Raw genomic sequence first — 21,750 nt, 5'->3', positions numbered from 1 at the left:
ATGCCGGTGCAAACTGCCGTTTAGGCCACGTCCAGCTTGTCCACCGTCTCGAATTCGAACTTGATTTCCTTCCAGGTCTCGAGCGCGATGGCCAACTCGGGGCTCGACTTGGCGGCCTCGGTGAGGATCGCGTTCGACTCCTTCTCGAGTGCACGACCCTGGTTACGCGCCTTCACGCAGGCCTCGAGCGCGACGCGGTTGGCCGCCGCACCCGCGGCGTTGCCCCACGGATGGCCCAGGGTGCCGCCGCCGAACTGAAGCACCGAGTCGTCGCCGAAGATCGTGACCAGCGCCGGCATGTGCCAGACGTGGATACCGCCCGAGGCCACGGCGAAGACGCCGGGCATCGAACCCCAGTCCTGATCGAAGAAGATGCCGCGAGCGCGGTCTTCCGGGATGAAGGATTCGCGCAGCAGGTCGACGAAGCCGAGCGTCGCACCGCGATCGCCTTCGAGCTTGCCGACGACGGTACCGGTATGGATATGGTCACCGCCCGACAGGCGCAGACACTTGGACAACACGCGGAAATGGATGCCGTGCTTGGGATGGCGGTCGATCACCGCGTGCATGGCGCGGTGGATGTGCAACAGCATGCCGTTCTTGCGGCACCACTTGGCGAGACCGGTGTTGGCGGTGAAGCCGGCGGTCAGGAAGTCGTGCATGATGATCGGCATGCCGAGCTCCTTGGCGAACTGGGCGCGCTCGTACATCGCCTCGGGATCCGGCGCGGTGACGTTCAGGTAGTGGCCCTTGCGCTCGCCGGTCTCCTGTTGCGCCTTGTAGATCGCCTCGGCGACGAATTCGAAGCGGTTCTGCCAGCGCATGAAGGGCTGCGAGTTGATGTTCTCGTCGTCCTTGGTGAAGTCCAGACCGCCACGCAGACATTCGTAGACGGCGCGGCCGTAGTTCTTGGCCGACAGGCCGAGCTTCGGCTTGATGGTGCAGCCCAGCAGCGGACGGCCGTACTTGTTCATCTTGTCGCGCTCGACCTGGATGCCGTTGGGCGGGCCGAGACAGGTCTTGACGTAGGCGATGGGGAAACGGATGTCTTCCAGGCGCAGGTGCTTGAGCGCCTTGAAACCGAACACGTTGCCGACCAGCGAGGTCAGCACGTTGACGACAGAGCCTTCCTCGAAGAGGTCGATCGGGTAGGCGACAAAGGCGTAGAAGGACTCGGCATCGCCCGGCACCGGCTCGATGCGGTAGGCGCGGCCCTTGTAGTAGTCGAGATCGGTCAACAGGTCTGTCCACACCGTGGTCCAGGTTCCGGTGGACGATTCGGCGGCCACGGCGGCGGCAACCTCCTCGCGCGGCACACCCGGCTGCGGGGTGACCTTGAAACAGGCCAGCAGATCGGTGTCCAGGGGAACGTAGTCAGGGGTCCAGTATGTCTCTCGGTATTCTTTCACCCCGGCTGAGTATTGCTTTTGGCTCATGTGCTTGCTCCTCTCTTGATTTCGCGATTCCTAGTGGTGGCCAGTTCAGAAGATTGTCGTACGTAAACCTGTCTTTGCTTTGTTGTGGCGCAGTCATCCTGCGCTGGATTCACCGACGACGCGTGAATACCTATGCTGGTTCAGAAAATGCCACGGCGTTGCCATTAACGCCAATTGATACTTTAAATTTCTCGCATTGCATTTTGTAAATACCCATCCATCCGTGCCGCGTCATGAAACATCCCTCTCCCTCAGGGCGGTCACCGTACAGGGTGTCCGATACAGCACTCAGTCGAAAAACGACACATGCCCGCCATGCTCCGCCGAACGCCGCGAAAACATGGGCGCCGTCGCGCCCGCGGCGCGGAGGTTTCCGCGCCCGGCCATCGCAGCTGGCGAACTGACGGGTTCCGGCGCATTGTCCGCGACGCAAGCCAGCACATCCGCGGCACGCCCGCTCCCTCCGGCGCGACGCAGGCGCTCGACGATCTCCCCCACCAGCGCAGTGAAAGCCTCTTCCATGGCCGTGCGATAGTGATCACCGGCCTTCTGGGCCGCGCGCCGATAGGCCTTGGCGATGAACACGCCGAGGAGATTGTCGAAATTGACCTTGGTGACTCCGAGACCTGGCAGCGAGCGGAACGTCGCGTTCGGCCAGGGCAGATCGCCGTCCACGACCAGGGAATAGCGGTGGAGTGCCTGCAGATTCTGGAGCTGCTTGCGCAGGGCCGCCGGGCGCAGACCGGACTCGCTCGGGTCCTCGACGACGAGACCGAGCCGGCATCCGGCATGCGTGGACCCGGACAGCTCCGATGCGGCGGCCGGCGAGGCGAACCACATCTCACGATCCCGGGCTTCCGTTTCAGGCAGGGTGTTTGCGTCGGCTGCAACGGCGTACGGGGAGTCGCTCGCCATGGAAGATGATAGGCTGGCCGCGGCGCTGTCCGTCCGTGAATTGATCAGATCGGTTACCTGCGAGCTGGACACGATCTCCACGGCAATCGGAACGGAGGACGAGGATGCGAGCGACTCCGCGATTGCCAGCGTGATTTCATGCCGCAGAAAGACCGGGCTTCGCTCGTCCACGGCGATGATCGCGGGGGCGCGCGCTGTTTCCGCGGCATTGACCACCGACTGCGCCTCCTCGGCCCCGTGTACCTTGAAGGACGCCACCAGATAACCATGCTGGGAAGCGTGTCTTACCAGGTCCCGCACTCTCATCAGCGGCATACACCCTCCACACGCGCCACAAGGGGCTTATCGAACACGATGGAGGGATGATGCGGAAACTCGGGTAAAAGGTGAAATTGGAAATACCGATACCATGTATTAACATTGATCAATGAAAAAACCCGCTCACATACGCCCGATTACTGGTAACGTAGGCGTTCTGTGTGACAGTGTGCCGGCGCCGCACGGGCGCCGGCCATCAATGGGTGGTCCGGGTCTTGGCAATCGTCAGCTTCACTAATCTGGTCCGGCATGCGGCGCTGCACCACTATGCGCTCAGCATCGTATCGATCGACTCCTCGCCCAGGCTCGACGCGGCGCTCGCCGCCGCCATCGCCCAGCGCGCGCCGCTGGTCCTCGCGCCCGTCCCCGCATCGGACACACCCGGTATGACCAGGGCGCTGTTCGCCGCGTGCGAGGCGGCCGGGGCCCAGGCGGGAATTCCGGTAGCCCTGATGGGCCTGGATGCCTCCGCCAAGGCAGACCTCGTCAGCGCGATCAATTCCGGCTGCAGCGCCGTCTCCGTCACACCGTCGACCGTGGTTTTTCCGCATGTGGTCGCCGAGGTCAAGTCGCTGACCGAGATTGCCCAACCGTGCGGCGTGGCCATCGGCGCGATGCTGCCGGATCATGCCGAGGGCGATGGCGCACAGGACAACCGTCCCGCGGTCGCGGAATGTATCGCGCTGGCCGAGCGGGCCTCCCTCGACTTTCTGGGCGTGGACATCGGCGGCACGGATTCCGCCAGCAAACGGCGCGCGAAGCTGGACTACACACGGTTGCGCCGCATCCACGAGGGCGCGCCCGTCCCGCTGTTGACCCGCATTTCCGGCGAGGTCCTGCCCGACCAGGTACACCGGCTGATCGAGTCGGGACTGACCCTGGTACACCACGTCGATGCGGAAATCCCGGCCGATGCCTTCAAGCTCTGGGGCAGCGCGGGTCGCGCGGCGGAGGTGCTGGCGCAATGCCCGCCGCTGCAGCCGGTGGTTCATGTGGTCGAGTTCAACGTCCCCGCCGGCGCGCTCCCGGAGCTGGCGGGCATTCTTCAGGAGGGACGCCAGCGCCTGGCCATGATCCCCGGCGTTCGGGCGGTGGCGACCGGAGAGGCGATCGCCGACGCGGCGCGCTATCGCCATTGCTGGATCGTCACCTTCGCCAACGAGAATATCGTCGACTACTACCGCCACCACCCTCTCCACGTGGATTTCGCCAACGGTCTGTTCCGCCCCATTGCGGAGGACCGCCTGACCATCGATTTCCGCCTCACCGGCGCATGACACGACGACATTGAAGAAGAGGAGCCAGCGAATGCAGCCACTGGTCGGTATCATCATGGGGTCGCGCAGCGACTGGGAAACGATGCAGCACGCCGCGGCAGTGCTGGATACGCTTGGTGTCGCCCACGAGGTGGAGGTCGTCTCCGCCCATCGCACCCCCGACAAATTGTTCAGCTATGCCGGGTCCGCGCTGGAACGCGGGCTGGAAGTGATCATCGCGGGCGCCGGCGGCGCCGCGCACCTGCCCGGCATGGTGGCGGCCAAGACCGCGCTGCCGGTGCTGGGCGTCCCGGTACAGAGCAAGGCGCTCAGCGGCATGGACTCGCTGCTGTCGATCGTGCAGATGCCGGCGGGGATTCCGGTCGGGACCCTCGCGATCGGCATCGCCGGCGCCACCAACGCCGGCCTCCTTGCGGCCAGCATCGTCAGCAACAAGCATCCGGCCGTGCGGACGGCGCTAGAGGCCTTTCGCCGCGCGCAGACCGAAACGGTGCTGAACAATCCGGACCCGCGGATCGGGCCGTAATGAAGGTCGGTATCCTGGGAGCCGGCCAGCTCGGGCGCATGCTGGCCCTGGCGGGCATTCCGATGGGGCTCGAATTCGTCTTCCTCGATCCCGCGGCGCGTCCCTGCGCCGCCGTGCTGGGGGAACATCTGCGCGCGGATTACGACGACGCGCTTGCGATCGAACGCCTTGCGCAGGCGGCGGACGTCGTCACGACGGAATTCGAGAATGTGGCCGCCGGGTCCATGCGTCTGGCGGCGCGCCATGCGCCGGTGTTTCCCGCCGCGGAGATCCTCGCCACGACGCAGGACCGCCTGCTGGAGAAGGATTTTTTTCAGCGCCTCGGCATTCCCACCGCGGCCTATGCCGCGATCGATTCGCGCGACCACCTGGAGGCTTTTGCCGCCATCGGCCCCTGCATCGTCAAGACCCGCCGCCTGGGCTACGATGGCAAGGGCCAATACCGAATATCCGGTCACGCCGACATCGACGCGGCATGGAAGCGACTCGGCTCGGTTCCGCTGATCGCGGAAGCGTGGCTGAAATTCGAACGCGAGATCTCCATCATCGGCGTGCGCGGCCGCGACGACGGCTTTGCCTGCTATCCGGTCGCGGAAAACGAACATCGCGACGGCGTGCTCACGCTCTCACATTGCCGCTCCGGAGATCCGATCCAGCCGCTGGCCGAGGATCACGCGCGACGCATCATGACCGAACTCGATTACGTCGGCGTCATGGCGATCGAGTTCTTCCAGCGCGGAGATGCCCTCCTCGCCAATGAAATGGCGCCGCGAGTTCACAACACCGGGCACTGGACGATCGAAGGCGCGATCACCAGCCAGTTCGAAAATCACCTGCGCGCCATACTGGGATTGCCACTCGGAAGTACCGCGGCCCGCGGTCATTGCGCCATGGTGAACTGCCTGGGGAGCGTCCCGGACCGCGCCGCGGTGCTGGGCATCCCGGGCGCCCATCTGCATGACTACGGCAAGCCGCCGGTGCCGGGCCGCAAGGTCGGCCATATCACGGTCACCGGCGCAAGCGAGGACGACGTCGCGGCAGCACTGCGCCGGCTCGGCGATCTGACATAAGCACGCGCCCGGCCGGAACGAATCGATGACGGGGCAGCCCGTACCCTCAGCCCCCGAATTTCACCAGACGCGTCACCTGGATGTCGGAAATGAACACCACTCCGGAGTGTTCGTTGTAGAAGGGCGCCAGCCCCTCAAGGATCGGTTTCACCAGTTGCTCCGGCACGGCGGCGATGATCATGATCAGCACGTCATCCTCGTTGAACATCAGGTGTCCTTCATGAAACCCGTGACGACCTTTGCCGGAGAGATTGTTGATAATGGTGTAACCCTTGACGCCCGCGCGATCGAGTATGTCGGTCACGAAGGCCTGATGCTCGCCGTCCAGGATGATCTCCAGCTTCTTGAGCGGACTGAAATTGAGGTTCTTCATACGTGGTCGTGCTCCTCCAGACATGCCGTTTCAGTCGTATCGATGAGGGAACGACGGCGCCAGTCCCCCTCCTCATAAACAAACACCGCGGCCGCCTCCGGGTCGAACACCATCATCCGGATCCAGCCGTTGCGTACCAGGTTCCGTACCGGGGCGACCGCCTCGATCGCGGCGCGGGCGTGCTCGAACGGGGCTTCCAGCACCGTGATCAGCCGAATCGGCTGATGGTAGGGCAAGCCGTTTTCCAGCACGGTCTGCGCGGGCAGCCCCGTGCGCAGGTCACTGAGGTTTCCCGTCATGACGCCGAAGCGGCCGGCCACGTTGTGATAGACCTTGCTGCCGCTGCCGAAGCGTTCGTTATCGACCGTGGAGAAGTAGTGTTCGAGATTGATCCACTGCGCGACGACCAGCGGCCCGGACAGGATGGTCTCCAGCAAGCGCCGCCGTTCATCGACACGATAATCGTACGAATGGAGAAACGCGCGGCCGTCGAGCGCCATGTCCCGGGTCAGGTCGCGCCGGCCGATGATGAAATAGGCATTGCCGGACAGGCCCCACTCCGGGCGCACCTGCGACCAGTCCGCGGCATTGCGTTGCGCCGCCCGGTACGCGGCGGCGGGATTGGCCACCCGGTCACCCTCGATCGCCAGCCCCGGCATGCGCTCCTGCGCGCACCGGCGCGCCGCCGCCGCCAGACCGCGGCGCAACCGGTCCAGGTACACCAGATGCGAGGACGGCAGCAGATCCAGATCGAACAGCGTCACTTCATCCGAGGTGGTGTTATGCAGTGCCGGCACGAACCAGACATCCGGCGCGACGTCGATGCCCAGCTCGCCGAGCCGCTGGCGCACCTCCGGCTTGTTCGCCATCTGCGCCAGCACCCGCGCGCTGACCAAACCGTGATTGCCGCCGCAGGCGCCGCAGTCCAGCGCCGATTCGTAGGGGTTGTTCTCCGAGCGGCTGCCATGGCCGACCAGCAGCACGAAACGCGAGAAACCTTCGGTCAGGCCGATCGCGCGCAAGGCCTGGGCAACCAGGTGCACCTGCTCGTCGAGCGCGAATCCGATGCGACCGAGTCGCTCCATCTGCAGGTCGGCGAACGAGGGATTGATGCGGTAGGGTCCGCGCAGGAGCTCGAGAAAGGCGCGCGCCCGCGCCTCGTCGCCGCCCAGCGCGTCGAGGAGCTTCGGGAAGGCTTCATCGTGGTCCAGCGCCACCTCGCGCAGCTCACGCACCAGCTCGTCGGTAATGCGCTCGGGCCGCAGATCGAGCTCCCGCTCGATCGCCTTCACGATCACGGCGCGCTGCACGGCGCGCACGATCGAGTCCGCCTGCTCGCGGGTGAGCTTGTCCAGCAACAGCCGGGTGATCGGCTTGCGCGCCTGGATGCGGCGGCGCCAGCGATTGTAGCTCGCCGGAGCGACCGTCTTGCCCACCATGTCGAAGCCGAACAACAGACCGATCGCCTCCACCGTGACGAAGGGCGTCAGCACCGATTCCTTCAGATCGTGGATGGCCTTTTCCAGGAAGGTGACCGCCGCCTCGTCCTGGCGACCGCCCGGCGTCATCTCCAGCACCAGGTTCTTCGGCATCAACAGCACCGGGCACAGATGGGTCTCGCTCCCCTTCCCCAGTTCCATCAGGCTCACCGGCACACCAAAGAAACCCGCGATACCGAAGGTCTGATAATCACCGACACCTTCCAGGTGGCGCCGCAGGCGTTCCGAGCGGGTATCGATACAGAACAGTGCCTGGGCAAAGGGACGCTTGGGCCGCGGCAACGGCGAGTGCAGGTGCGCCCCATCCAGGAACTGCTCGATGGACCGCGCCTCGGCAGCCCTCAACCACATCGCGCCCTCACGCTGCTCGAATTCCCGCAACAGTTCGAGCAGGGCTGCGAGATCGTTCCCGGACAGCCGCGCGATGGCATCGGCCTGGCCGGATTTCTCACCGAGTTTCCGCAAACGCTGCGCCTGTTCCCCGGCCTCGCGGGCGCGCTTCTCCCGCGCATATTCGGAAAAGACCTTCGACAGCACCCGTCCGGAGCCGCGCGACAAGGCGGCTTCGACCTTGTGCGCCAGGGCGGGCAGCACGCCGCCGCCATGAAACTCACGACGCAGGTAGGTCTCCTCGAGGCGACCCTGAATGGCCTCCTCGATCGCCGCGGTGCTGCAGGCGATGCGATGCTCGCCCCGCTCGCGCAGCAGCGCGAGTCCCAGCGTCAGGCGTACGGCCAGATAGTCGACCAGGTCGGCGGGATAACGCTGGGCCCAGTGGTAGCGCTTGGTATTGGAGCGCCAGCGGATGAAACCGGTCCAGCCGTGCAGGCGGGCGAGTTCGCGGGTGAAGTAGCCGATCCAGCGGTCCTGGGGAATCCCCAGCGCCTCCATCACATAGGCGATGACGCCTTCAGGGCTTTCGTCGGCGCCCAGTATCTGGCGGATGTGGAGACCGCGCAGAAAGAGGCGGACATTGTGCTGCGCCACCTCGCGCCAGGCGGCGAAGAAACCGCGCTCACGTTGCGGCATCGCCCATGCGGACTGGCCTTCGTCGAAGAAGTCGAGGCAACTCTTGATCACCAGCTCATCGAGCGTGGCGCCGATCTCCGTCCCGTACAGGGAGTCGACGGCCTCATAGACCGGGCGATCGCCGAGCAGATCCGCGGTCAGCCGCGCCGCGATCGCTTCGCGGGCGAAATCCTCCGTCCGCTCAAGCGGCCGGTCATTGAGCACCGTCGCCACGTCATGGACGCCGGCGAAGGTCGCGGGCAGAAAGACCGGCGCGCTGATCTCCGTCAGGAGCGTCGTCAGCAATCCCCGCAGGTCCAGCCCCGGCACCGGCTCGCGGGCAGCGACGAAGGCGGCCACCTCGGCGGTCAGCGCGCGCCGGTCCATCCTGTCCTGTGACAGATAGCGCTGGTACAAATGCCGTGGCAGATAGGCCCGTCCGTGAAAGAGCCTCTGCCCCGAGTCGACCGCCCGGTAAAACGGGTGATGCTCCAGGCCGTGCAAGGGATTGTGATGAATGAATGAACGCATGGGCCAGAAGAACGGTATCGGTTCCCCCGCCACGTAGATCATGGCGCGAATGCCGAGCTTTTTTCCCAGCGGCGGGCTCATCGCACACCCTCCATCCACCCCAGCCCCGCCACGACGAGGACGATCAGCACCAGGGCATACATCCAGGTCACGCCGAGACTCAGATCACGCACCTCGCCTTCCCGTCCCGGACCGACGATCACCCCCTGCAGCAGGCGTGCTCCGGCCCAGCTCCAGATCAACCAGCTTCCGACGACGCCCGCGGCGACCGCGGGCGTCGTCGGCACGGACATCACGATCGTCGAGAGCATGGTGAAGAATGCGGGAAAGACCGGTGTCGCGATCACCGCCAGCACCACGATCACCAGCACGCCGGACAGGCGCGGAACCACCTGGGCCAGTCCGCCATGAACCCCGGCGTAGGCCGCACCGAAGCGGCGCTCCAGGGCGGCGGTCAACCACGCCAGCAGCACGAGCGGCACGCTGAAGCCCAGGGCGTAGAGCTGCAGGGCCGGCGTCGCCGCGCCGTGGCTGGCGGGGATCCACAACAACGCCCAGCTCGAGGTGGCGAGAAAGCTGGTCCACATCCCCAGTTCGCGCAGGACCAGCGCGCGGAAGCCGTACAGGATCGAGGTCGCCAGCGCGAGCAATGCGATCCATGGCGGTATCGGTGTCGCCAGGGACGCCAGCGCGGCCACGCCGATCTGCGGCCAGGCGAGCAGGATCACGGTCCGCAACATCGAGTGGCGAATGACCCTGAACAGCGCGTTGAACACGACGCTGAAGGGAAACAGCGGGAGGAAGCACGCCGCGAGCAGGAGGGTCATCGTGGCGCTCATGTCACACCCACCTCAACCAGACGTTGATCCTGGACGCCACATCGAGCAGCGTGCGCGTGACCCAGCTGTAGACGTCCGCAAGATAGAACTCGCGCGACACGAGCGCATAAAAGCTCATCCAGAGAGGCCCCGGCCTGTCGTTCGTCTTCCGGCGGGTACGCTCCGAGTAATACGTAAGCAGCCATCCGAGCACGACCACGACGGTCACCAGCGCCAGCAACAGGTCGAACCACAGCACGTCGACGGCGGCGGCATCATAGATCCGCTCGCGGAACGCGTGATCGGGATACAGGAACAGGTCGAAGGCATGACTGATGACGGCATAGCCCAGGACCACGATCGCGAACGAGGACACGATCAGCGTGAACAGTCGCGCCATGTTCTCGGTACGCATCCGGTAGGTCGCGAAGATCAGCTGGGCGCCGGTCATCCAGCCGAAAAACAGCAGGACAATGGCGCCCTGCTTCTGGAAGAAGTCATCGGCAACGATCCAGTGCGCGGCCGACAGGACCACGACCGGCACCGCCAGCGTGATGGCCGCCATCAGCAGCCAGGGCTGGCGCCGGCGCGCCGGCTGCCGCTCCACCATGAAGGTGTAGAGGGGATCCTTCGGCACGCCGTCGTCCTTGCGCGCCTCGCCGATCACGCCGCCGGCCCCCAGAAACAGCGTGCCCTTGAACATGCCATGGGCGATCAAATGGTAGATCGCCAGCGAAAACGCGCCGACGCCGCACTCCATCACCATGAACCCCATCTGGCCCATCGTGGAATAACCCAGCGACTTCTTGATGTCATTCTGGGTCAGCATCAGGACCGAGCCGATGACCGCCGTGATCAGGCCGACGATGAAAATCCCGTGCAGCACATCCCCCGTGTGGACGAAGATGGGGGAAAACCGGTTGATGAGGAAGCCGCCGGCGTTGACGATACCCGCATGCATCAGCGCCGATACCGGTGTCGGCCCGGCCATGGTGTAGGGCAGCCAGGTGTGCAGCAGGAACTGCGCCGAGCGCGCGAAGGCGGCCAGCGCCAGCAGCGTACCGACCGCATGCGCCACCGGCACGCCGAGGAAGTCGCGGGCAAACGGGTCAGACGCTATCTGATCGAATATGGCGGGCAGGGACCAGGTCCCGTAGGCCCAATAGAGCAGCGCCGCGGCGAGGACCAGCGCCATGTCGCCGACCCGGTAGGTGAAGAAGGTCCAGAAGGCGTAGCGATACGCGGATGGGCTGCGGGTGTCCTGCCCCAGCAGGAAGTACAGCAACACCCCGATCAGATGCCAGGCCACCAGCAGGGTGACCAGGTCGCCCGCCGCGACCATGATCAGCAGCGCCGCCGTCATCAGTCCGAGCAGCATGAAAAACCTCGCATACCCGGCCTCTTCCGCCATGTACCGCACGGAATAGAGGTGGACGATGAAGCTGATCCCGGCGATCAGCACACTCATTACCGCGCTGAGTGGGTCGTTCAGCAGAATGCCGAGCTGTTCGCCGGCCGAGATCTGCCCGGCGGCGCGTCCGGTCGCGGTCAGGTACAACACGATGACCGTGAGGGCGAAGGTGATCCCGGTCATGCCGACGCTCAGCCTGGCCACCCGCCGGCCAAGCGTCGGCGCCAGCAGATGGATCAACACGGCGGAGATGACCGGCAAGGCCGGCACCAATGCGATGAGTTGCTTCATGGATCCCATCACCTCGCACCAGGAAACGTCCGCGACGCTGCTGCGTCCATCACAGCGTCCTCCCGTCGGGCTCCGCGATACAACCGCCGCGCGCATGGCGCAGGAATCGTTGAGCTATAGAGTTATTGGGAGTCTACAGGAAGGTCAGTGGGGAAAAGATTGATATTCCAAATGGCGTCTATTGCATTTTAGCTATGCCAATCCGGAACGGTTCCGCGGGATGACGGGGACTGCACGGTCCGTCGCCGCGTCAGCGACGGGTACGGAAGCGCGGGGATGCGCGTCCGCGCACCGGGGCGTGCCAAAGGAGGATTCGGCGGCGGGTGACTTCACTACCCCACTTGCCGCCCGGGCAAAGTGCGCCGGAGTTCAGCGCTGGTCCGGCGGCAACGCCATCTTTCCCCTGGCGGCCAGGGCCGCCCGCCGCTCGCGGGCAACGCGCCGCACGGCGCCGACGGACGATTTCAGCTCGGCGGCCGCGCCGATCGCGTCTTCGACCGTTGCGGCCTTGCGCGCCTGTCCGGGGGCGGAGGCAAACTGGGGTTTATGGGCCTCGGTAATTTCGTCGTTCATCCTGCCATCCTCATGGTCAAACGAGGCCTCTATTATATAAACTAAATACATTTTTAATAAACCGTCCGCGTCGACCCGTCGTGGCACACACGTGTGCGTTGGTCACGGGACAGAATGCACTGCCGGTCCGCCGGCAAACCGTCGGCAGACCGGTCCCGCGGCGGCGGCTTACACCTCCTCCCGGAAAACCACCGCCGTGATGGCGTCCAGCCCCACACCGAACCGCTGTTTGGCGATCGCCACCGCCAGCAGCAGGACCTGCTTCTCGTCGTAGATCCGCCGGATCGCGGCCGGCACGCTCACGACCAGGACGCCATCGGGTGTGACGCTCACTTTCAGGTGGCCGACGGATCCGTCTGGAAGATCGACCGGCGCCGTCACGGTACGCAGATCGGCCTCGCCGGCGACATCCGGCACACTCAGCGGGCTCATGCCGGTCGGCGCCGCAGTCCCGTGACCACCCTGCTGGGTCACCACGAACTGTTCGACAGGGATCATCGTCTCGCCTTCCTGGCGGAACAGGGGGATTGTTGACTCGACACTCCCATCGCTCGCACCGCCAGCACCGAAGACCAGTATGGCCATGTCGCCATTGGTGTCGAACATAAACCGGGGCGTCTGCGCGGAGCCATCGGCATCCGCGCCGAGATCGAACAGGGCCGGCGGATTGAAGGGATCGTTACCGCCGCCCTGAACGCCGGCGGCGCCACCGTTTACGGCATCTCCGCCCTCCATGGCATCCATGCCCGCGCCGGGCTCCGCCGGCGGAATGACGGGCGGATTTTCAGTGCTGTTGATGTCCGCCGTGGTGGTCATCTCCGTGGCGATGAAGTAATTGTCGTCGTCGACCCCGGCCAGTTGCAGGCCCGCCACCGTCACCGTCTTGCCGATGCCGGGATTCGGGTCGGCGAAGCTGGCGCCGGCGTTGTCCTCGTCCAGCGATACGTTGTCACCGGCGATTACGCCATTCAGCGCGCCATAGCTGTCGATCGTGGCGGTGGTATTGCCGTCGTAGTTCTTGTCCAGCGCCGTCAGTCCGGCCAGGGTAAGCTCCTTCGGCGTGATCGTGCCGTTGGTATTGTCCTGGTAGCTGAGGTCGTAATTGTTGCCGCCGTTACCGTCGTTCACGCTTACGCCGGAGACCGTCACGGTCTTGCCGGTTCCCGCGTTGCGATCATCGAAGGCGAAGGTGCCGCCGCTCAGCGTATCCGACCCGAACAGTTGCGTGCCGCCGGTGAGGATTACCGTGCCCGACGCAGTGGTCGTGCGGTCATAGACCTTGCTGACGTCTGTCGTGGTGATGACCAGCGCGGCCGGTGAGATATCGGCCGTGGTCGCGCCGGTGGTCGAGGCCAGCACGTAGTTGCCGGCGTCGGTCCCGGAAAGATTCGCACCCGTCACGCTGACTGCCTTGGCGGTGCCGACATTCCGATCGGCGAAGGTGGCGGTCCGGCCGATCGTCAGCACGTCGCCCGACACGCGATCGTCGTTCGTCGTCACCGTGGCCGCCGTCGTACCGTCGTATACCCGATCCACGCCGGTATAGCCGACGTTCAGGGTCCGTGCGGTGATGTCCGCCGTTGTGGCGCCGGTGGTCGAGGCCAGAATATAGTTGCCCGCATCGGCGCCGCTCAGGCTGACGCCGCTGACGTTCACTGTCTTGCCTGCGGCGACGTTCTTGTCGGTGAAGGCGGCGGTGCGATCGATGGAGAGGACATCGCCCGACACACGGTCGTCGCCGGTCGTCACCGTCGCATCGGTCGTGCCATCGTATACCCGATCCACGCCGGTATAGCCGACATTCAGGGTCCGGGCGGTGATGTCCGCCGTCGTGGCGCCGGTGGTTGAAGCCAGAATGTAGTTGCCCGCATCGGTGCCGCTCAGGCTGACGCCGCTCACGTTCACTGTCTTGCCGGCGCCGACGCTCTTGTCGATAAACGCGGCGGTGCGATCGATGGTGAGCGCATCGCCAGACACGCGGTCGTCGCCGGTCGTCACCGTCGCGTCGGTCGTCCCGTCGTATACCCGATCCACGCCGGTGTAGCCGACGTTCAGGGTCCGGGCGGTGATGTCCGCCGTCGTGCTGGCCTGGTCGGTGATGGTGTAGTTGCCTGCATCATCGCCGTCGTAGGTGCTGGACAGCGTCACCGTCTTGCCGGTGGCGACGTTCTTGTCGGCGAAGGCCCCTGTCGCGTCGACGGTGAGGTCGTCGCCCAACACCAGATTCGCGAAGATGGCGCCGCTGGCGTCGACCGTCGCATCCGCATTGCCGTCGTAGATCTTGTCGTCGGCGGTGATACCCGAGACCGTCACGGCCCTGGGCGTGATGTCGGCGCTGGAGCCCGCGCTGCCGGAAACCAGACTGTAGTTCCCCGCGTCGGCTCCCAGCAGATCGAATCCGGTGAAGGTGATCGCCTTGCCGGTGCCCACGTTCTTATCCGTGAAGCCGGTTACGCTGCCGGTGTCCAGACTGACCGTGTCGCTTCCCACGACGCCGGTCAGCGTGGGAGTGACGCCCGAGAGATCGATGACAGTGGTGCCGTCGTACTCCCTGCTGCCCTGCCCTTGCAGATCGAGGCCCAGGGATTTCGGTGTAATGTCCGCCGTGGTATCGGCCTGGTCAGTGAAGACATAGTTGCCGGCATCCGCGCCGCCGTAGCTGCTCGCCAGGGTGACGGTCTTATCCGTGCCGACATTCTTGTCGTCGAAGATGCCCGTGGCGCTGACGCTGAGATCATCGCCCAGCACCATGCCGGTGAAAACGGCGGTGTCGGTGTCGACCGTCGCATCCGTGTTGCCGTCGTAGTCCTTGTCGGCGGCCGTGATGCCGCTCACGGCGACCGCTACCGGCGTGATGTCGGCGCTGGCGCTGCCGGTGGTGCCGGCGAGCACGTAGTTACCGGCGTCGGTGCCAGACAGGCTGGCGCCGGTAACATCGATCGTCTTGCCGGTGCCGACGTTCTTGTCGTTGAATGCTGCGCTCTGACTGACGGTGAACACGTCGCCCAGCACGCGGTCATCGGTCGTCAGCACGGTCGCCGTGGTGTCGCCGTCATACACCTTGTCCTGGCCGATGTAATTGACGCCCAGGGTCCGCGCGGTGATATCGGCGGTCGCGCTGCCGGTGGTGCCGGCGAGTACGTAGTTGCCGGCGTCGGCGCCGCCCAGGCTGGCGCCGGTAACGTCGATGGCCTTGTCCGTGCCGACGTTCCTGTCGTCGAAAGCGGCCGTCTCGCTGATGCTCAGGTTGTCGCCCGCAACGCGGTCGTCGCTCGTCGTCACCGTGGCGTCCGTCGTACCGTCATACACCCGGTCCACACCCGTGTAGCCCACGGTCAGTGTGCGAACGGTGACTTCGCCCACGTCGCCCGTGGCAGTGGTGCTGGCCATTTCATAGCCATAAACCGTGACTGCGCCATTGCTCGCGCCGGCGATGCTTACGCCCGTCGCGGTGACCGTCTTGTCAGTGGCGACGTTCTTGTCGTCGTAGCTCGCCGCGGGGGGCGCGGCGAAGGTAACGCTGTCGCCGTCGACCTCGCCGCTGGCGGTGAGATCGCCCGCCAGTACCGTGGCATCGGTCGTGCCGTCATAGACCCTGGTGACGGCGCCGGTGATGCTGGCGGAAATCGTTGGCGCCAGCGTATAGAGGAAGCCATCGCCGCTGCCCAGCACCGTGCTGCTGCCGTAATTCGCATTGTACTGCTTGAAATCGTGGTTCAGACCGCCGCGATCGTCATCCGCGGGATCGCCCGACCAGACCAGCCAGCGGCCATTGACGGCCGTAAGAGCCGAGCCGCCGGCGTTGTTGGTGAAGGTGTCGCCGGCGATGACCAGCGCATCGCCCGCCCCGCCGGCATCGAGTGCGGCATTGTTGCCCAGCACCACGCCGGAACCGGCGCTTGGCCCCTGATTGACGAGGCTGATCTGACCGGCGGTGATCGTACCGTCCACGGTGATGTCGCCGCTGTCCGAGTGGGTCTTGCCGGCGCCATCCAGGACCTCGATCGTAACCGTGCCGGTACCGGCGTCGATATCGACGCCGTCGGCGATGGCCACCACCGCCGCCCCCGCGTCGCGATCGGCATCGACCACGCCGTCGCTCAGCGGTGTGTTGGCGGACAGATTGACGTCGCCGTTGTCCGTGGAGATGTCCGCATTGACCAGGATGGACCGGCCCGCCATCAGGCTCAGGCTGCCGCCGTTCCCGGACGGATTATCGGCCGCGATGGCGTTGTCGACCGTGATGTCGTTGGAGGCCTGCAGGGTGACGTTGGTCCCGGCGGAAATCTGGTCGGCCACGTCGCCGGCCACCACGGTCACCGTCTGACCGATCAGGGCGCCGTAGCTCGAGCCATCGCCCAGCGTCGGATTCGACGTGCTGAGGAAGAGATACACCGCGCCGCTGCCGCCCGCCGCGTTGCCGCTGCCGTCGTCCAGCAACGCACCCGCCGCCAGCCGGAAGCCGTCGGCGTCTAAGGATACCGACTGGCCGAAGCGGTCATTCGCCTCCAGCGCCGAGACGTCCACGTTGCTGCCGCCGCTGTAACCCTTGCCCAGGGTCGCGATCCGCTCGCCGTTGGCGAATTCCGTATCCGTGAAACTGAACAGGTAGACCGCGCCGCTGTTGGCCACGGCATTTCCGCTGCCATCGTCCAGCGGCGCCCCCACCGCCAGCCGGTCGCCGGCCGCATTGAGCGAGACCGCACCGCCGAAGCTGTCGCTGCCATCCAGCGTCGCGACGTCCACGTTGTTGCCGCCGCTGTAGCCCCAGCCCACGATCGCCTGCTGCGCACCGCCGGAGAAGCCGGTGTCGGTGAAGCTGAACAGGTAGACCGCGCCGCGGTTGGCCACCGCCTCGTTGCTGCCATCGTCGCCGACGGCGCCCACCGCCAGGTGGTCACCCGCCGCGTTGATCGAGACCGCGGATCCGAACTGATCGGTCGTCTCCAGCGCCGACACATCCAGATTGTCGCCGCCGCTGTAACCCTTGCCCAGGGTCGCTTCCAGCGCGCCACCGGTAAAGCCGGAATCGGTGAAGCTAAACAGGTAGACCGCGCCGCTGCCGCTCGCCGCATTGCCGCTGCCATCGTCGCCGATCGCGCCCACTGCCAGCCGGTCGCCCGCCGCGTTGAGCGAGACCGCACCACCGAAGCCGTCACTGCCTTCCAGCGCCGACACATCTACGTTCTTGCCGCCGGTGTAACCCTTGCCCACGACCGCCTGTTGCGCACCGCCGGTAAAACTGGCGTCGCTGAAGCTGAACAGGTACACCGCGCCGGCGCCGTTCGTCGTGTTGCCGCTGCCATCATCCTGATGCGCGCCCACGGCGAGCCGGTCGCCCGCCGCGTTGAGCGAGACCGCCGAACCGAATTGATCGGTCGCCTCCAGCGCGGATACGTTCACGTTCTTGCCGCCGCTGTAGCCCTTGCCGACGATCGCCTCCAGCGCGCCGCCGGTGAAGCCGGAATCGGTGAAGCTGAACAGATAAACCGCGCCGGGGGAGTCCGTCGCATTATTGCTGCCATCGTCGCCGATCGCGCCTACCGCCAGCCGGTCGCCGTCCGCGTTGAGCGAAACCGACTGGCCGAAGTTGTCATTCGCCACCAGCGCCGCCACGTTCACGTCGTCGTCACCGCTGCCATACGCCAGTCCCATGATGGCGGCATAGGCCCAGACCTCGGCGTTGCCGATGACGATGTCCTTGGGATCCAGCAGCAGATGACCGTCGCCTACCTTCACGCCGGAGAGCGCGGCCTGGCGCAGTTCGCCCGCGGAGGAAATCTCCACCGAACCGCCGGTGGCGCCGGTGGCGTCGATGCCACCGAGGAAGGTGGTCTGCGTGTCGGACCACACCACGGCAGTGCCGCCCTTACCCGCGCCGCCGCTCACGTCGATGACGCTGCCATCGTTGATAAAGGTCTTCCCGGCATTCTCGATCGGCGCGTTGTCGTCCCAGCGCGCGACGAAGCTGTCGAAATAGTTCTGCGTGGCATCAAGCGTCTTGCCGCCCTGGAAGGCGCCGCCGATGCGCACCCGGCCGCCGTTGCTGCCGCCCGCGGCGCTGACCCGTGCCGAGAACAGGCGTACGTCATCGGCGCTGAGGTCGATGCGCCCGCCATCGCCCTGTGCGCCGTCGGCCGAATATCGGCCGGAACTGGCCAACCGGGCGCCGCCGTCCACGCGGATCCGGCCGCCGTCGACCTGGCCGTCGGCGCTGGTATCGCCGGTAGTGCTTTCGAGAATGTGACCGGCGCGGTAATCGATCGCGCCACCGTCGCCGCTGAGTCCCGTGGCATGCACACGTCCGGCCAGGGACAACAGGCCCTCGCTGTGGATACCGATCGTGCCGCCATTAGCGCCGTCGGCGCCGACGTCACCGCCCATCATGACCGTGTGGCCGTCGATATCGATCGCACCGCCATCGTGCGCGGCGCTGCCTGCATCGAGGGTACCGGTGTTGCTCACGGCGCCGCCATCCAGAATGATGCGTCCGCCCTGTTCCGTCAGCCCCCTGGCTTCGACGATGCCGCTGTTGTTGACCACGCCGCTGAGCAGGTCACGCGCACTGCCGGCGCTGAGGATCACCAGTCCGTGGTCGGCACGGATGGCGCCGCGATTTTCGATCAGTCTGTCCAGCGTGCCCTGCGTGACGGTGACGCTGACCAGGCCGTCGCCGCTGAAGTCCAGCGTGACGTCATTGCCGGCAGCCAGCGCGGCGCCACCGTTGGGGGTTTCGATGGCGCCGTCGTTGGTGACGACCGGCGCCACCAGCGCGACCACGCCGCCGTCCGCCAGGATATGGCCGAGGTTCCGTACAGCGGCGGCATTGTCACCGTCGCTGAAGTGATGATTGCCGGCGAGAAAGTCGGCGTCCGTGATGTTCAGCGTGGTGGCGGTGATGCCGCCGACGTTGACCTGGCTGCCCTGCCCGAACACGATGCCGGCCGGATTGACCAGCATGACCTGGCCGTTGGCGTTCAGATGACCCAGAATCTGACTCGGATCCTGACCGAGTACGCGATTGAGCGCGACGCTGGAGGCGCCGGGCTGCTGGAAGGTGACGCTGGCCTGGCTGCCGATGTCGAAGCTCTGCCAATTGGCGATCAGTTTGTCGGAGTCCTGCCGCACCGTCATGGCGGCGCCGGCGGTGCTGATGGTGCCGGCGCCGGCGATGATCCGGCCGCCGGTGGGCAAGGCGTTGACCGCGGGCTCGGCGAAGGAAGGCGCCGCAAGCGCGAACAGGATCGCGGCCAGCAAGGGTCGCGTCCTCCACGAGCGCGGAGGCGAACCGTGTCCGGCGGCGATCTCGCTCAGGGAAAGCGGACCACGCCGGTCGTCGCGACGGGTGGAGGACTTGTCCGCGCCGCGCGCGATCTCGCCGACGACCACGAAGGCATTCTTGGCATGGCTCCAGATGACACGATGAATCCTGTTCATTGTTTTATTCCTCTCCGAAAGTCAGAACCAGACGACGCCTTGCAGCCAGAAGCGGCTGTCGTCGCTGTCGCCGTCGACGTTATCGCCATTGGGCGCGCGTCCATCGTTGTCACCGAGCGTGTGCGCCCAGGCGATGCGCAGGCTGTGGCTGCCGGCCTCGCCGACATTGAGGCCGAAGCCGGCGCCGCTGAGCGCGTAGGCGTTTTTCCCGGTGGCGGTGGCAATCGCCACGCTGCCGGGATCGTCGTGCAGGCGGATATGGCCGGTATCGACGAAGGCGCTCAGTTGCATGATTCCAAGCGCAGTCTCCTCCGGCCAGTCGTAGCGCAGATCCACGCTGGCGATCCAGCCCGCGTCGCCCTGCGCCTCGCCCACGGGATAGGCCCGCACGCCGGTGGGTCCGCCGAGGATGAACTGCTCCGAGGAATCGAGGTTGTCGCCAGCCCACTGGGCGGAGAACCGTCCGAACAGCGTGAAGCGGCCCGGCAGTCGCTGCAAGCGCGTGGCATCGAGATTGAGTCGGGTGTAACCGCCCTGGGTGTCGAGTGTCGCGGCATCGGCCGCTTCGTCGGCCGGTACCTTGGAGAGATCGAGGTCGCCCGTGGTCAGGCCGGCATGGAATTTGTTGAGTCCGCCGCCCTGCCAGCGGTCGAGGCTCTCACCGGACAGGCCCAGCGTGACGACGTCGACGCGCTTGTCGCGCAGCGTGCCGGCATCGCTGTCGTCCGTGAGCGCCTTGCGCCCATACTCCACTTCACCGTGCAGGCTGAGCGCGCGGGTGCGGATGAACGGATAGCCGAGACCGGCGTGAAGGATGCTGGAATCGCCTTCCAGACCGGCGGCGACGCCGCTGCCGTTCTTCACTTCGTAGTTCATCGTGGTGTAGCCGGCGCTGGCGCGCAGGCCGTTCGGAGCGAGCGGGAGGTCATATCCCAACTGGCCGACGCGGACACCCTCCGAGGCGGTGACCGTCAGACTGGCGTGGTCGCCGCGGCGGCTCGGGTCGTTCAGATGGAGCGCACCGCTGAGCTGGGTCTCGCCGGTGCTGGCATTGCCGTAGTTGTCGGCCCAGACGATGCCGGTGAACAACGGACCTTCCGTGGCATTCACGGTGATGCGGGTAGTGCCGGTTTCGGCGCCGGGCGCGAGTCGCGAGCGCACGCCGATGCCGGGCAGATCGTCCATCAGCAGCAGTGCGCGCTCCAGTTCCTCCTGGCGCGGCGCGCTGCCGGACGGCGCGGCCGTCTCGGCGATGGCGAGGAGGATGCCGGCATCGATACGGGCACCCTCATTCAGCGCGATCTCCCAGCCACCGCCATCGGCGGCGTTGCCGTCGAGCCGCCCCTTCAGGATCGCGATCTCGATGATCCCATCGGTGACATCCTGCCGCGGCAGGTAGGCGCGGGCGAGCAGCCAGCCGGTCTCGCGCAGGTGCGCGGTCACCCGGTCGGCCAGCGCCTGCAGACCGGCGAAATCCAGTTCCTGCCCTTGCACCCCGGCGATCACCGCCTGCAGTTCGGGCTCCGACGCCAGGTCGAGGTCACCGCTGAACCGGGCCCCCTGGACGACGACCCTGAGCGTGGACGCCTGCATTTCGGGCGCGATGCCCTCCTCCACCGGGGCTTCCGGCTCGGGCATTGGCGGCGACACCTGCTGTTCTAGCTGCTCCTGCTGGCGCAGCAGCGAACCGGCATCCGGCGCCGCCTGCGCAAACACCGACGGCGAGGCCGGCGACAACGCGGCGGCCAAGGCAAGGGAGAGGAGATTTCTGCTGAGGGCGGGCCTTCCTTGTGCAAATCGGCGAGAAGCAACCGTCATATTCATGCCGTTCCATCCTTGTTTGGGATTGTGGACTGGACAAAAGGCAAGGATCGCGCCAACTCGCGCTATGTGATTATTTATTCAATACTTAATTCTCCCGGAACCTGATCGGTTCAGGCATCGGCCAGAGGGAAACGTCAGAAACCCGAGCCTGGGGTCGCGACAGGTGACGATCGTCACCAGAAGGGTCGAAGGTGCGCCGATGGGGAACGGGAGACAGTCCGTCTTTAATAGATGGGCGATCTGCGGTGATCGCCGAAACCCATCCCGCATCGGACACAGTATCCGTCCCTCCGAATGTTTCGGAAGCACGGAACACGATATTCACCCGTCGAAGGTGTGCACCAGACCACTGGGGACAACCCGTCCGCATGGCCATGCCCAATCATCAGGCGCACGGAGGTCGGCATTTGCCGAGTAATTCACTCGGTTATTGCAGAAATTTT

At 65.7% G+C, this 21,750-nt stretch carries 12 protein-coding genes; 3 read left to right on the top strand and 9 right to left on the bottom strand.

The window, feature by feature from the left end; all coding sequences use genetic code 11:
• Positions 1-20 precede the first annotated feature (20 nt).
• Together IPM20_02255 and IPM20_02250 are read right to left on the bottom strand one after the other, a co-directional pair.
• Positions 21-1,436, bottom strand: coding sequence for a form I ribulose bisphosphate carboxylase large subunit (locus IPM20_02255; protein ID MBK9130454.1), 1,416 nt, complete (start codon positions 1,434-1,436; stop codon positions 21-23).
• Between the two features lie 288 nt (positions 1,437-1,724).
• Positions 1,725-2,666, bottom strand: a complete 942-nt coding sequence (locus IPM20_02250; GenBank protein ID MBK9130453.1) for a class II fructose-bisphosphate aldolase — start codon at positions 2,664-2,666, stop codon at positions 1,725-1,727.
• A 218-nt stretch (positions 2,667-2,884) separates the two neighbouring features.
• Here IPM20_02250 and IPM20_02245 point away from each other — a divergent pair, with 218 nt between their 5' ends.
• Genes IPM20_02245 through IPM20_02235 form a run of 3 tightly spaced genes read left to right on the top strand, consistent with a single transcriptional unit; the run spans position 2,885 to position 5,542 of the window.
• Positions 2,885-3,946, top strand: coding sequence for a class II fructose-bisphosphate aldolase (locus IPM20_02245; GenBank protein MBK9130452.1), 1,062 nt, complete (start codon positions 2,885-2,887; stop codon positions 3,944-3,946).
• 31 nt (positions 3,947-3,977) lie between these two features.
• Positions 3,978-4,472, top strand: a complete 495-nt coding sequence (purE, locus tag IPM20_02240; protein ID MBK9130451.1) for a 5-(carboxyamino)imidazole ribonucleotide mutase — start codon at positions 3,978-3,980, stop codon at positions 4,470-4,472.
• Positions 4,472-5,542, top strand: a complete 1,071-nt coding sequence (locus tag IPM20_02235; GenBank protein MBK9130450.1) for a 5-(carboxyamino)imidazole ribonucleotide synthase — start codon at positions 4,472-4,474, stop codon at positions 5,540-5,542. Before purE ends, IPM20_02235 begins: the two co-directional genes overlap by 1 nt.
• A 46-nt stretch (positions 5,543-5,588) precedes the next feature.
• On the opposite strand, the gene IPM20_02230 is transcribed toward IPM20_02235, so the two are convergent.
• From IPM20_02230 to IPM20_02200, 7 genes are all read right to left on the bottom strand, one after another.
• Positions 5,589-5,915: a P-II family nitrogen regulator gene (locus tag IPM20_02230; protein MBK9130449.1), complete on the bottom strand. Its 327-nt coding sequence runs from the start codon at positions 5,913-5,915 to the stop codon at positions 5,589-5,591.
• Complete coding sequence (locus IPM20_02225) at positions 5,912-9,034, bottom strand: DUF2309 domain-containing protein (GenBank protein MBK9130448.1); 3,123 nt, start codon at positions 9,032-9,034, stop codon at positions 5,912-5,914. The genes IPM20_02230 and IPM20_02225 overlap by 4 nt, the downstream gene beginning before the upstream one ends.
• Entirely contained in the window at positions 9,031-9,792 is a 762-nt protein-coding gene (locus tag IPM20_02220; protein ID MBK9130447.1) for a hypothetical protein, read from the bottom strand. The genes IPM20_02225 and IPM20_02220 overlap by 4 nt, the downstream gene beginning before the upstream one ends.
• A 1-nt stretch (position 9,793) precedes the next feature.
• Positions 9,794-11,473, bottom strand: coding sequence for an NADH-quinone oxidoreductase subunit L (locus IPM20_02215; protein MBK9130446.1), 1,680 nt, complete (start codon positions 11,471-11,473; stop codon positions 9,794-9,796).
• Positions 11,474-11,842: 369 nt separating this feature from the next.
• On the bottom strand, positions 11,843-12,046 hold the full coding sequence (locus IPM20_02210; protein MBK9130445.1) for a hypothetical protein: 204 nt from the start codon (positions 12,044-12,046) through the stop codon (positions 11,843-11,845).
• Between the two features lie 168 nt (positions 12,047-12,214).
• Positions 12,215-19,483, bottom strand: coding sequence for a filamentous hemagglutinin N-terminal domain-containing protein (locus tag IPM20_02205; protein MBK9130444.1), 7,269 nt, complete (start codon positions 19,481-19,483; stop codon positions 12,215-12,217).
• Positions 19,484-19,504: 21 nt separating this feature from the next.
• Positions 19,505-21,307 carry a ShlB/FhaC/HecB family hemolysin secretion/activation protein gene (locus IPM20_02200; protein ID MBK9130443.1) on the bottom strand — a complete coding sequence of 601 codons (1,803 nt, stop codon included), beginning with the start codon at positions 21,305-21,307 and terminating at the stop codon, positions 19,505-19,507.
• Between the last annotated feature and the right edge of the window lie 443 nt (positions 21,308-21,750).

Source organism: Gammaproteobacteria bacterium (assembly GCA_016716465.1).
GTDB lineage: Bacteria > Pseudomonadota > Gammaproteobacteria > SZUA-140 > SZUA-140 > JADJWH01.
This window is presented reverse-complemented; position numbering and strand designations above follow the sequence as displayed.

Excerpts from the sequence above, each read along its gene's own strand:
- IPM20_02255 (MBK9130454.1), bottom strand. The coding sequence starts at position 1,436 with ATGAGCCAAAAGCAATACTCAGCCGGGGTGAAAGAATACCGAGAGACA.
- IPM20_02250 (MBK9130453.1), bottom strand. The coding sequence starts at position 2,666 with ATGCCGCTGATGAGAGTGCGGGACCTGGTAAGACACGCTTCCCAGCAT.
- purE (MBK9130451.1), top strand. The coding sequence starts at position 3,978 with ATGCAGCCACTGGTCGGTATCATCATGGGGTCGCGCAGCGACTGGGAA.
- IPM20_02235 (MBK9130450.1), top strand. The coding sequence starts at position 4,472 with ATGAAGGTCGGTATCCTGGGAGCCGGCCAGCTCGGGCGCATGCTGGCC.
- IPM20_02230 (MBK9130449.1), bottom strand. The coding sequence starts at position 5,915 with ATGAAGAACCTCAATTTCAGTCCGCTCAAGAAGCTGGAGATCATCCTG.
- IPM20_02225 (MBK9130448.1), bottom strand. The coding sequence starts at position 9,034 with ATGAGCCCGCCGCTGGGAAAAAAGCTCGGCATTCGCGCCATGATCTAC.
- IPM20_02220 (MBK9130447.1), bottom strand. The coding sequence starts at position 9,792 with ATGAGCGCCACGATGACCCTCCTGCTCGCGGCGTGCTTCCTCCCGCTG.
- IPM20_02215 (MBK9130446.1), bottom strand. The coding sequence starts at position 11,473 with ATGAAGCAACTCATCGCATTGGTGCCGGCCTTGCCGGTCATCTCCGCC.
- IPM20_02210 (MBK9130445.1), bottom strand. The coding sequence starts at position 12,046 with ATGAACGACGAAATTACCGAGGCCCATAAACCCCAGTTTGCCTCCGCC.
- IPM20_02205 (MBK9130444.1), bottom strand. The coding sequence starts at position 19,483 with ATGAACAGGATTCATCGTGTCATCTGGAGCCATGCCAAGAATGCCTTC.
- IPM20_02200 (MBK9130443.1), bottom strand. The coding sequence starts at position 21,307 with ATGAATATGACGGTTGCTTCTCGCCGATTTGCACAAGGAAGGCCCGCC.